The organism is Treponema sp., assembly GCF_017430385.1.
Taxonomy (GTDB): domain Bacteria; phylum Spirochaetota; class Spirochaetia; order Treponematales; family Treponemataceae; genus Treponema_D.
The window spans coordinates 1-12,666 of the sequence record NZ_JAFRNB010000106.1 but is presented as its reverse complement, the minus strand read 5'-3'; the positions used below and the strand labels follow the sequence as shown (position 1 = coordinate 12,666).

At 44.9% G+C, this 12,666-nt stretch carries 10 protein-coding genes and 1 pseudogene; 2 read left to right on the top strand and 9 right to left on the bottom strand.

From position 1 onward, the window contains the following. From IJJ71_RS07645 to IJJ71_RS07620, 6 genes and pseudogenes are all read right to left on the bottom strand, one after another. A pseudogene (locus tag IJJ71_RS07645) lies at positions 1-159 on the bottom strand (radical SAM protein); the annotation flags it as partial. Positions 160-178: 19 nt separating this feature from the next. Then, positions 179-730, bottom strand: coding sequence for a ClbS/DfsB family four-helix bundle protein (locus IJJ71_RS07640; RefSeq protein WP_296846237.1), 552 nt, complete (start codon positions 728-730; stop codon positions 179-181). Positions 731-851: 121 nt separating this feature from the next. Next, positions 852-1,469, bottom strand: a complete 618-nt coding sequence (locus IJJ71_RS07635) for an SAP domain-containing protein (RefSeq protein WP_296846236.1) — start codon at positions 1,467-1,469, stop codon at positions 852-854. 2 nt (positions 1,470-1,471) lie between these two features. After that, positions 1,472-1,723 (bottom strand): DUF3781 domain-containing protein, encoded by a 252-nt coding sequence (locus tag IJJ71_RS07630; protein WP_296846235.1) that lies wholly within the window; start codon positions 1,721-1,723, stop codon positions 1,472-1,474. Between the two features lie 44 nt (positions 1,724-1,767). After that, the gene (locus tag IJJ71_RS07625) at positions 1,768-2,703 is read right to left on the bottom strand and encodes a helix-turn-helix transcriptional regulator (RefSeq protein WP_296846234.1); all 936 of its coding nucleotides are present in this window, start codon (positions 2,701-2,703) and stop codon (positions 1,768-1,770) included. Between the two features lie 53 nt (positions 2,704-2,756). Further along, positions 2,757-3,590 (bottom strand): sugar phosphate isomerase/epimerase family protein, encoded by an 834-nt coding sequence (locus IJJ71_RS07620; RefSeq protein WP_296846233.1) that lies wholly within the window; start codon positions 3,588-3,590, stop codon positions 2,757-2,759. Between the two features lie 155 nt (positions 3,591-3,745). On the opposite strand from IJJ71_RS07620, the gene IJJ71_RS07615 reads away from it, so the two are divergent. Next, a complete protein-coding gene (locus IJJ71_RS07615) occupies positions 3,746-4,453 on the top strand; it encodes an SAM-dependent methyltransferase (RefSeq protein WP_296846232.1) in 708 nt (235 codons plus the stop codon). A gap of 143 nt (positions 4,454-4,596) precedes the next feature. Here the strand turns inward: IJJ71_RS07615 and IJJ71_RS07610 are convergent, their stop codons facing one another. Beyond that, entirely contained in the window at positions 4,597-7,410 is a 2,814-nt protein-coding gene (locus IJJ71_RS07610) for an ankyrin repeat domain-containing protein (RefSeq protein ID WP_296846231.1), read from the bottom strand. A gap of 107 nt (positions 7,411-7,517) precedes the next feature. Between IJJ71_RS07610 and IJJ71_RS07605 the strand changes: the two genes are divergently transcribed. Continuing rightward, on the top strand, positions 7,518-8,243 hold the full coding sequence (locus IJJ71_RS07605) for a Bax inhibitor-1/YccA family protein (RefSeq protein WP_296846230.1): 726 nt from the start codon (positions 7,518-7,520) through the stop codon (positions 8,241-8,243). A gap of 165 nt (positions 8,244-8,408) precedes the next feature. On the opposite strand, the gene IJJ71_RS07600 is transcribed toward IJJ71_RS07605, so the two are convergent. Together IJJ71_RS07600 and IJJ71_RS07595 are read right to left on the bottom strand one after the other, a co-directional pair. Beyond that, entirely contained in the window at positions 8,409-10,199 is a 1,791-nt protein-coding gene (locus IJJ71_RS07600) for an ABC transporter ATP-binding protein (protein ID WP_296846229.1), read from the bottom strand. A gap of 510 nt (positions 10,200-10,709) precedes the next feature. Beyond that, positions 10,710-12,666 (bottom strand): autotransporter outer membrane beta-barrel domain-containing protein (locus IJJ71_RS07595; RefSeq protein ID WP_486389619.1); only part of this gene is annotated, 1,957 nt, incomplete at its 5' end.

Here is a 12,666-nt window from a genome sequence, read left to right as displayed (position 1 = left end):
CGCCGCATTCTGTTTTACTTCAATGTCTTCAAAAGCGTGTGTAAACTGATAGCACTTGCTCCGTGAATCACAGTAAATGCATCCGTGCGAGCATCCGCGGTAGATGTTCATGCCACAGGGCTTTGCAGAAAGAATTGTTTTGGCGTTTACAAAGTGCATTTTCTCTCTCCTGACACTGTTACTTTGCACAGTTTTTGCGATGAGCCTTGAGTTTTTTAAGTGCCCAGTCGTAGTGGCTTGAAGTCGTGCTTACAAAATATGATCCAAGTTCTGTTCCGCCAGTCCACGCAAAGTGTTTTTTGGTGAAAAGCTCTTCATTGCTGTATTTTTCGATTAATGCAAGAAGTTCAGCGTGTGTCTTTTCAAGATTTTTCTTTGCGTCTTCAAGCGGAGTTGTCTGATTGCGATTCCAGAACATCACGTTCATTGCTCCGTAAGTCTTCCACGAATATTCAGACGGCAGAAAGGCAATTGCAGTTTTTGCGTCAGTTTTATCAGCATTATTTTCAACGAACTTTAGCAGAAGCTTTTGCCATTCGTAAAGGTGAATCAGAACATCGCGCACGTTTTTGTCGCGGCTCCAGTGTGCTTCCTTTTTGCTCGCATCAGCAGAAAAATCAAAAGGAGTCGTCATTTCCCCCTCGCTCATTGAAGCAATAAAATCCATTAGCTTTGAATAATTTTCTTTTGCGGCTGTAAGCAAATCTTCTTTGTTTCTTGGTCTTGGCATAGTTTCTCCTTATACTATTAGCCCTAAATTCGAGTTTTGAAGTTCATTGGCTATATCTGAAAATTTACAAAACTCGACATTCAGGCTATTATTCTATCACACAAAACATGACAAAAGCGTGTCATATTTTATCAGCGAATTCTTCAAGCAGATTATGTTTGTAGACTTTTTCCCTTGTTGAATTGCGCACTTCCCGCCAGAGAATCGAAGCCGTTTTTAGCTTGTCGGAAAATCTTTCGCTTTCCGGGTCAGAACAAAAATCCTTTACGAATTTGTTCCACTGGAGGCAGGATTTGTCGTATTTTGCGTATGTTTTCCGCCCATAAAAGACTTCAAGCATATCGCCGAGCGTAAAAGTTTTGTCGCCCTCCTCTTTTACTTCTCTGGAAGTAGCGACCATATCTGCATTGAACTTAAAGTTTTTGATTCCAGGCTGCTCAGAAAAGAATTCACGGAAGTGCTGGCTGAAGCAGAAGTTACAGTCAATCAGGCTTGTTTCCAAAGTAAGCGGAGTGTCTGCGACTGTTTTTCCTGCACCGGCAGATTCAGGCCTTCGTTTATTTTTTTGAATCAGATTTCCTTTGAAATATTCTTCGATATTGCGATTCAGTTCAAGCTTCATTCCGCCAGAATCAATTTCCAGCTTTTTGCAGATTGTCTCTAATTCCTCGCGATACCAGTAATATTTTGAGAATTCTTCGAAAGATTTTATCTGGCAAAATTGCGGCCGTTTTTCCATAATTAAGCCTTGTGCGCCGTAATGATTGTGTAACTGAAAGCGTTCACGGTGATTATACAGCCGTCAATCCTGCAGTACCAGTTTTTGCCGTTACGAATAATTTCACAGCGTTCGTCGCAAATCCGCTCGCGGCACCATGCAACAAGGTCAGTCACATCTTTCCCAAGATTAAGATTGCGGCGGATACGGTCTAGTCCCATCGGTGTGGTGTGTAATTGCGAAATATTTTCTAAAAGTGCGGTTTTGTTTTCCATGAATTAAGTCTACCACACAAAATATGACAACAGTGTGTCAGGTTTTATTCGTACTGGGAAAAAGTTTCTTTTGCCATCTGGATGATTTTTTCTTTGATTTCCTTTGGTGAGATGATTTTTAGTTCCGCGCCAAAACTCAGAAGAAGACCGCAGAGCCAGCTTTCATCGGGGGCAGAAAATGTCACGTTAATGCTTTCGTCAGGATTCGGCTCGACTTTTGAGCAGGCAAAGGTGTCCAGAAGATAAAATGCCATTTTTGATGAGACCCGGGCTTCGATTTGAATCAGTTTTTTTTCTGAATTGACTTCAACAGTCTTTTGCGAGTCTGAAGAATGAATACTTTTGAATGTTATATCTGCCGGGCGCACTGTTTTTTTGACATTCAGCATCCGGCTCAGCTTGAAATATCGTTCTGTCTTACGCTCAGTGCACCAGCCCAAAAGATACCAGGCCTGTCCGCGATAAACGAGCTTCCAGGGATGGACGACTCTCCCTGCTTTTTTTCCGTCACTTGAAAAATAATCGAATTCAACCTGCTGTTTTTTGAGAATAGAATCGCGAAGAGTTGCGAAAAGCTCCCGTACCCCCTGCCCCTCCGGGCTCCAGGGCGCAAAATCGACTTCAAGCCAGTCCGCCTCACTTGAAGTCAGATTGGAAATTTTTTCTACGGCCCTGGCATTTGCGCTCAAAGCAGCTTTCTGACTTCCGCTCAGCTTGCTCAGAGCCTTTACGCTTGAAACGATTGCAAGCCGTTCTTCTTCGGTAAGCACGGTTTTGTCCAGCGCATATTTTTCGGAAATTGCAATTCCGCCGCCACGCCCCTGAACTGCGTAAACAGGAATGCCAGAAGCGGAAAGAGCTTCCACCCAGCGATAAATCGTGCGCACGGAAACTCCGAACCGCGCCGACATTTCTTTTGCGGTCACCTGTTTTTTATCGATAAGAATGTAGGCCAGTTCAAAAAGCTCGTCGATTTGCATGAATCAATTATATCATGAAATCAGAAATTATGAAAAAGACTCCGCTACCAGAATTAACCGACTATGCTTCGTACAAACTTCAAGCTATTTGGAACGTCTTTCACACCCTCGAAAATAAGATATGCGTCCGGGCACTCAGCTTTTATTATAGGAAGAAAATCTTTCCAGCCCATGCGGCCTGTTCCGAGCGGCACGATTTCAAGCTCATCACCGTTTACGACATAATCTTTGAGATGGAAGCCACAGATTTTTCCCTTGAAGAGCTTGAGACAGGTTTCAAAAATCTCAGCGCGTTTTTCGTGATTCCCGACATAAAGATAATTGTAAATGTCCACGATGAAGCGGAAATTCTCCTGCCCCGGATCAATTTCATCGGCAAGGCGTTTGAGAAGCTCCGGCTTGTACATGCAGTGCCCCCACGCTCCTTCCAAAGCCATGCAGACACCAGCTTCTTTTGCAACCTGTGGCATTGGCGCGAAAATCTTTTTGACTTCCTGGAAAGCTTCTTCGGTCTGATTTTTGGGATTGTAAGTCCATTTGTCATCGTTGTAGCTTCCTGTTTCCGAAGCGACAAATTTTGCTCCGAATTCAGCAGCATGGCGCAAATGGTCAGCGTACTTTTCAGCACCAAGATTTACCTTGTCCTTGTTTGAGTGAACAGGATTAAAATAAGCCCCCAGAATCGGAATCTCAACATCGTGCGAATTAAAACCATTGCGAATCTCAGAAACAACTTCGCCAGTCAAAGTGCCAGGATTTCCGTTCTGCCCCTCAACAGCCTTAGCGATTGCAAGCTGAACTCCGTCAAAGCCCCATTCATGAGCGTTAGTGCCAAGCCAGTCAGCACTTCCCTTTCCAATATCATGCGGTCGAATCAAAATCTTCATATTAATCTCCAGAATAAGTAACCACAGATTAACACAGATTCATTCTGATAGAAAGACAATTTTCATTTCAGTGTTTTAAATTTTCAGTTAATTGCACATTTCCTAATTCCTAACTGCTAATTCCTAATTTAGATTTATTCTGCTATAATAAAACCATGCAAACAGCCTTGTATTTAATTCCCTGCCCGATGGGTGAGACTCCGAACGAACAGGTTCTTCCTTCGTACAATTTTGAAATCGTAAAGAATATCCGGCATTTTATCGTTGAAAGCCGTAAGGCAGCCGTAAGATTTTTGATTTCTCTGGACAAAAATTTTCCGATTGACGACTGCACTTTTACCGAACTTAGCGAGCACACTGACCAGAAAGCAGACCTCTCAAAAATTCTTCTTCCGCTAGAAAAGGGCGAGAGCATGGGCGTAATCAGTGACGCGGGCTGCCCTTGCATCGGAGACCCGGGAAGCCGAGCCGTAGAAATCGCGCAAAAAAAGAACCTTCCGGTTGTACCGCTCGTTGGTCCAAACTCAATGATCATGGCTATCATGGCAAGCGGATTTAACGGCCAGAACTTCGCATTCAACGGCTATCTGCCAGTAAAAAACGGAGAGCGCGAAGCTAAAATCAAGCAGCTGGAAAACAAAATCTACAAAGAAGACCAGACCCAGCTTTTCATCGAAACGCCTTACCGCAATCAAAAGATGTTCGAGGCAATCCTAAAAACCTGCCGTCCCGAAACCAAGCTCTGCATAGCCGCCGGAATCACAACAACCGAGCAGTTCATAAAAACCAGGTCAATCGCCCAGTGGAAAAAAGAAAAGTCGGAACTATCAAAAATCCCGACCATTTTTCTTCTATATAAATGATGGTGTGAAGGGCGTAGATTGCAGCAATCCAGAAAAATGCAAAAAAAAACAGGCGGAATCGGGGTTCTGACACAAACTCGCCTGAGCTTTGCTCACTGCGATGTTTGGGGCAGGTTTCCGATGGGAGCCTGTTTTTTTTTGATTTATTTCAGCAATTCCGCAATATCCGATCTTCCCCATCTTGCTGCCATTTGCGCCGGGGTTTCGCCTGAGATATTGCGCGCATTCTTGTCCAGTTTGAGCGCGACAAGATGCTCGACAGTCTCACGGTCAGCGTTCCGAGCAGCGTAATGAAGGATTCCGTCGCCCTGCCTGTCAGTTTTTGTCGCGTTATATTTCACGATAGCATCAAGAAGTTCCATGTTCTTCGTCTTGAAAACAGTCGTAATCGCATTTTCGCCCGTAGTTGTCGAAATGTATGGGTCAGCACCGTATTCAATAAGCACAAGTGCCTGAGCTTTTTCACTGTTCGCAACAGATTCATTCAAGGCTGTCATGCCTTTTCCGTTTCGCTGGCTTGCAGGATAGCCCATGTTCAAAAGCTGCATCAAAATCTTTTTGCCCGCATGCCGCTGAACCGCAACATGAATCGGAGTATTTCCGTCTGAGTCAGCGATTGTAACATCACTTCCAAGAACGGCCTGCACGACCGCAATATCAGAATTCAGCACGAGTGAGAAAGGAGAATCGCCCGAAGAATCACGCGAAAGTGGATTTCCGCCCGCCTTTCGAATCAGATTGATGATGCCGATGTTTCCTGTCAAAGCCGCCTCGTGATATGCGTTCCGGCCGCTCATTTCCTGAACCTGAACATTTGCCTTGTACTGCAAAAGAAGCCGAACCATCTCCTCGTTGGAACTTGAAATTGCATCCATCAGAACAGTCCGACCAGTCGCATCAGTCGCATTGATGTCAGCACCATTGCGAATCAAAAGAACAGCCATGTCTTTTTTGGCAGAACGGCAGGCATCGCTCAGAGCAGTTTTTCCGCTGAGGTTCTGCGCGTCAACATCAACACCAAGCGCAATAAGATTTTTTGCCGTGTTGAAAGCATTCCATTTTACGGCCGCATGAAGAGGCGTGTTTCCGAGATTATCACGACCAAGCTTGTCCTTTGAGTCAATCACGACACCGCTTGAAACAAGCACGTTGATTGTCGAAGGAGAATCGTCGCCGCCCTTGACAGCAGAGAAAATCGCGCTCTCACCGTTTCCGTTCTGGGCATCAACTTTCGCACCTTTTTGAACCAAAGCAACAATCGCGCTGTTCAAATGCCATTCAGAAGCATAATGCAAAGGCGTGTTTCCGCTTCCGTCCGTAGAATTCAAAGTCTTTGAAGTGATAAGCCAGTCCTGAACCTCGCCGCCACGAGTAAGGGCAAGCCGCAAAGGAGAATTATTCTGAGTGTTTGTCGCAAAGATGTCGGCGTTTTTCTCAAGGAGCAAGTCACCTGCATCGCGGCGATTTTTCTGAACAGTGATGAAGAGAGCCGAGTCACCGTTCTTGTTGCGGGCATTGACATCCGAGCCGACATCAACAAGATAGCGGATATAATCAATCGGAGCATCGCGGTTAACCGCAATATGAAGAGCTGTGTTTCCGCTTGAATCAGTTGAAGCGACATTTTCCTTTGTAATCAAAGTCTCAAGCATTTCGCGGCTTCCAGAATCAAGAGCCTTTGTAATCGGAGTGTTTCCTTCCATATCTTCCGCATAAACATCACCGCCGTTCTGAGCATAGAATTTTACCTGCTCAGGATGCTGGGTCGCAATAGCAAGCGCGAGCGGAGTCACGCCCTCTTTGTTTCGCTCGTTAATCACAGCCCCATTGCTTACAAGAAGAGCAAGGGTATTCACAGGTGCATTTGCCATTGTAGCGACATGAAGAACAGTGTCGCCGTACATATCTTTCTGATTCACATTGACTTTGTGCTGGAGAAGAAGCGGATACATTTCCTGCTGAGCGGATTCCGGGATAATCAGAAGAATCGGAGTTTTCCCGATTGAGTCCGCGGCATTGACATTTGCCCCATGAGAAAGGAGGAGCCTTGCAACATTCACCCGGCCGTAACGAACAGCCTCATGAAGCGGAGTCGCACCGCTGATATCCTGAGCCGCAAGCAAATCAATCGTCCTGACAGAAGTATTTTCATTGAGGATATAATCGACGATTCCAGTATGGCCGTCAATTGTCGCGATATGAAGCGGAGTCTGGCCGTCATTGAAACGAAGAATCATGTTATGAGTACGAACCGCATCCTCAAAGTAAGCAAAGTCTCCACGCACAGGAGTTGCCCCGGCAAGCAGAAGTTTCACAGCAATTCTTATTGAACCGGCATTGTCCGCGCCCTTGAAAGCCAAATCAAGCGGCGAAAGGCCGTAATTGTCACGGACAGAAAGAGGAACGCCAACCTGAATACATCGATCGACAGCCTTCTCATCGCGTGTTTTCACGAAATAATGAACGATGGATTCACCGTCAACATCACGAAGCTCGCCAGTCTGTGAAGTAATCATCGCCTCATACCATTTATCGCCTTTTGAAAGCGCAAGTTCTAGGGCTGTATTCTCAGACGCATCTTTTGCAAAAATATCACCATGAACGATAGCGAGGACTTTTGCGGCATCAATGGCATCATTCTTAATCGCAACATGAAGAGCCGTATCGCCGTCATTATTGCGGATTTCAGTGTCCGCGCCTTTGATGATAAGGAAGCTGACCAAATCAGCCTCGTTCACACGCGCCGCAACATGAAGAGCCGTGTCGCCGTACAAATCAGCAGAATTAATATCAGTCTTAGTCTTGAAGATTTCCTTTGCTTCATCATAACGCCCCTGCCTGATGAGTTCCTGCACGGAATTTGCCTTTGAGGCATCAGGCTTTGGATCTGAAGCACAGGCAGTAATGAAAAGGGTTGCAAAAATAATTAAAGTCACCCTGGTTACGATTTTTGTCATTATTTGTTTCTCCCACAAAACATTTTCATTCTTTATCAGTATCGGAAAAATTATGGTCATTTTTTAGGATTTGCTGTAAAATAAAAGAAAGGAGGTTTCATATAAAAATGGAACGATCAGTTTCACTCTCAGAATCAGAACAATCAAAATTCATCTCAAAAACTTATCTCTGGATGGGTCTTGCACTTTTAATCAGCGCAGTCTCAGCTTTCTTCACGGCAGGCAAAATTTTTGACGGCAATTCGCTCAGTGCATTCGGCAAGTTTCTTTACGGCAACAGAATGATGGGCTTCTGGATTTTCGCAATCGCAGAAATCGCTCTCGTTTGGGGGCTATCAGCTGCAATCCGAAAAATCTCTTTGCAGACAGCAATTCTGGGCTTCCTCGCCTACTCTGTCCTCAACGGAATCACACTTTCTTCTATATTTATTGTCTATCAGATTGAATCAATCGCAGTCGCTTTCGTCGGCACTTCGGCAATGTTCTTCGCAATGGCATTCTACGGAGCCACAACAAAAAAGAACCTCGCCACAATGGGAAAATACCTGATGATGGCTCTGATTGGCGTAATCATCGTGTCAGTCCTTGAATTCATCATGTACAGCTTTTTCCGCCTCAACACGAGCATCCTCGATTTTTTGATTGCAATCGCGACAGTAATCATTTTCACAGGTCTCACGGCTTACGACTCGCAGAAAATCATCAAAATCTCACAACATTCAAACGGCAGCGAAGACTACCAGAAGGTCTCAATCATGGCAGCACTTGAGCTTTACCTTGATTTCATCAACCTGTTCCTGGCACTTCTCCGCATTTTCGGAAAACGCAAATAAATATACAAAGGGGAAAGCCTTCCTAGGGAGCCGGTCGTCGAAGACGAAGAAACTCACGAGGTGAGTTTCTAGGCGAGTCTCGGTGAAGGCTATGCCTGAACCGCGCGACGCCTACCCCTTCTGCGGGGCAAATCAATCGGCTCCCTACCCCGCAACGCCCAAATCTTATTCCAGCTTAAAAGCACCTGTGTACAGGTCAAAGTATCTTCCGTGCTTTTCCATAAGCTCATCGTGATTTCCGCGCTCAATAATCTCGCCCTTTTCAAGCACAAGGATTTCATCTGCATTCCGAACAGTCGAAAGCCTGTGCGCAATCACAAAGACAGTCCGGCCGTGCATCAGCGAATCCATGCCTTTCTGAATCAGCCTTTCCGTTCTCGTGTCGATGGAACTTGTCGCCTCATCAAGGATAAGAACCGGCGGATTTGCGACAGCTGCACGGGCAATCGCCAAAAGCTGTCTCTGACCAGTGCTCAGGCTTGAGCCGTCACCAGTAATCACAGTTTCATAGCCGTCTTTCAAATGACGGATAAAGTAATCGGCATTGGCAAGCTTGGCCGCTTCCACAACCTCTTCGTCAGTCGCCGAAAGATTTCCGTAGCGGATGTTCTCGCGGATCGTTCCAGTAAAAAGATGCGTGTCCTGTAAGACCATTCCGAGCGAACGGCGGAGAGAGTCTTTTCTGAGAGATTTGAGCGGGATTCCGTCGTAAGAGATTTTCCCTTTTCCCTCATCGATGTCATAAAAACGAGTGAGAAGATTCGTGATTGTGGTCTTTCCGCTGCCAGTCGAGCCGACAAGAGCAATTTTTTGCCCCGGCTTTGCTTTGAGCGAAATCTTTTTAAGGACAGGAACACCTTCCTCGTAAGAAAAATCGACATCCTCAAAATCAAACTCGCCCTTAAAAGAAGAATCAACCTCAACATTTCCTGCATCTTCTTCAATCGGCTCGTCAATCACGGCAAAAATTCGTTCCGCACCCGCAAGCGCGTTAAGAACGGAATTGAACTGCTGGCTGACCTGAGTAAGCGGCCGCGAAAAAGAACGCGTTGACTGCAAGAAACTCGCGATTGTCCCGACATCAGAAAAGCCCTTGATTACAAGAAAACTTCCCGCAATTGCCGTGAGCGCATACTGGATGTGGCTCAGGTTGTTCATAAGAGGGCCGAGAACCGAAACATAGCTCATCGCGCTTGTGCCGGCCTTCCGCAAATTCTCGTTAAGCTCATCAAAGCGGCAGTTCACCTCGTCCTCGTGCGTAAAGACCTTCACCACCCGCTGGCCTTCAATCAATTCTTCGATATAAGCGTTGACTTTTCCTATGCTGTCCTGCTGTTTTCGGAACGCTTTCGCGGATTTTTTTCCGATTTGAGCCGAAAGAATCATAATCAGCGCAATCGTGACAAGAATCAGAATCGTAAGAGGAACGCTCAGAATCAGCATCATCACGAAAATTCCCGTAACCTGAAAAAAAGTAGAAAAAAGCTGCGGAACGCTCATCCCGAACATCTCACGGAGAGTGTCAGTGTCGTTAGTGTAAAGCGACATGAGAACGCCGTGCTGATGAGAGTCGTAGTAACGGAGCGGCAATTTTTCCATGTGATGGAACAGATCCTTGCGCAGCGCGGCAAGAGTTTTGGTAGATATCGAAATCAGAATCCGCTCGCCAGCATAGCCCGAAAGCGCGCCAGTCACATAAACCGCAATCATCGCCAGAATCAGCCGGAAAAATGCGGACAGGTCGGGATTTTTAGAGCCAATCAGAGGAATTATGTAATTGTTTATCGCAGGCTTAATCATGTAAGCCCCGGCAACCTCGCTGAGAGCCGACAAAACCACAAAGAAAAAGACAAAAATCCAAAGTCCCTTAAAACGCCCCATGTAAGAGGCCAGCCTGAGAATCGTCCGTTTTGTGTTCCGGGGCTTCTGAGTCCCCCGCATTTTTGGTGGCGGCATGTAATCTCCTAATTCTCGCTCAAGGAATTAGAAAACTGCCCAATATCGATTTTTGCTTCCAAAATATCTGAATCTGCACATTCTGATTTTCTAACAAGAATTGTAAAACATTGAATCGGGCATTTTCTTGAAAATCTAAAAAGCAAGTTAAGGGGAATGAGATTCAAATTCTCCAAAATCGCCCGCTTCATCAATAAAACAGCTTACTATTTTTTCTGCCAAATTTTATTAACTCCCATATAAACTGTTATAAATAAAAAAGGCGCGGGATCCCCACGCCGTTTCGGTGGACCGAGATCTTTCGACCAGCCCAATATACTTTTAATATAACAAAAATTCTCCACGCCGTCAAGCATGACGACAGCTGGGGGAAATACTTTTTTGGGCGTGCCCTGCCTTACGGCAGGTCGGGCTATCCGTGGTTCCGGCTTTCGCCTTCATTCCTACGCACTTCGTGCTTCGGAACAAGCCTTACGGCTTGCCACTACTATCCCTCACGCTTTGGCTTTGTTAGAACTCGTGAATGACACGGACATAACATATATTTCCATTCTCTTTTCCATTACCTTTGAAACGGTCTTCGTCCCAAGCCCAAGCACTTTGTATTCCATATTTATCATTCTGACTGTATGTTGTACGGTTTGTAAAATAATTGGTAGATGACCAAAAACGCCTCTTGTTTTGATTAGTGAGGAACATTTTTATGCTACCAAGTTTGTCAAATGCTGCATTGACAGTGGTCATGTTTGTCTTAATTTTCGAAAGTTCCATGTAAGCAGGAAGATACCAATCCTCTTGATAGTCCCCAAGATTTGTTACATTGTCAGAATAATGCTCGGCATAATAAAAAGCCGGATAATAGCTTTCTTTATAATCACCGAGAGCCTTTATAGCAGCAAGATTCGCCTTGCCATCATATTTTTCAACAGGAATCGGCGGTGTACTATTCATCGGACCGCTTCCATGACCTTTTGCATAATTACTAGCCCATGCCAGTTTAGAACTCTCTTGCAAAGCGACACCAAGAACCCTGTTTCCTAAATCACTATCACCAACCCCATCATAGAAAATAACTGCAATGGCGGCATTTTTTTGTTCCTGCGTAATGGTTGAAGTATACGGTTCTGCAGAACCATCGTTGAACACAATGTCACCAATTGCTTTGTCTTCTGATGGTTTTTTACTGCCAATATAAAGCAATGTAAGATTACCTTCAGAGTTTATGTGCCAGTCATTTTCAGGATGAGCAGGATCCGGCATTATTGAGAATTTTCTTTTTGTTTTTGCTATAGTTGTGTTCGTGACAGCATCCGCAAGGGCAAGAACAGCCTCTCCTTCTGAATAGCTGTACGGAATTACTCGAATATCCGTGTCAGTGCCTGTGATTGCGCCTGTAATTGTAATTGCAGTACTTGTATTAATACGAACATCATTTTTACCAGATTCTTCTCCATACGGAATTGAGACCGCACCTTTTATATTAAATTTTCCGCTTATACCAATGTCGAGTGCCCCACCTTTTATGTTGGTGTTAGAAGGAGTTTCAATGACATTCCCGCTGATTTCGCCGCCTTCAAAGTTAAGGGTTCCCTCCGCCACATGAATTCCACCGCCACCAGTTGTTCCGCCAACAAGCTTATTATTGCTGATAGATCCTGAGTGCATAGTGAATGTTGCATAAAATCCGTTTATATAAACACCGCCACCAGCCTGTGTTGAGGAGTTTCCCATAATGCTCTGAGTTGAATTTGCTGCTCCGAATGTAACGCCTGCAGGGGTAGTTTGAGCACTGCTTGAAACATAAACACCGCCACCTTTGGCTGCTGTATTTGCGTCTCCACTTTCACTTCCACCGATAATAGAATTACCGCCCATGTCCAATTGGCCACCTTGGTCAACATATACACCACCACCAAAACTAAAGGCCTTATTTCCTTTTATAATCGCATCTTCGAGCAATCTGACACTACCCTTTGTATAAATTCCAGCTCCACTGTATGGAGAATAGTTAAAGTCAATACAGGTTTTTGCAATCTGCAAAGTTCCTGCCTCAACATAAATTGCACCGCCTTTTGAACTGCTTGATTTTACTGCATTTCCCATAATCTTTACATTTGCAGAATCATCTTTTGAGGGTGTACCATTATTACTTTTGTAGCCAATATAAATATTGCCGGACTTATTGTAAATTGCGCCTCCATTATCGGCTTTGTTAGAGCCATAATACCAGTCGGTTGGAGCCGCAGAAACGACATTTCCAATTAAAGTGTCACCGTAAATGTAGACTGTTCCGCTTTCATTATAAATTGCTCCGCCATAATGGTTCGCAGAATTTGTTTTAATTGTTCCGCCTTTGATTATGACAGTTCCAGAACTATTAAAAATGCCACCGCCACCGCCTTCGGTCTCATTACCATTCTCTGAGTTACTTGAGATTTCAACACCACTTTCAATTGTTAATGTTTTG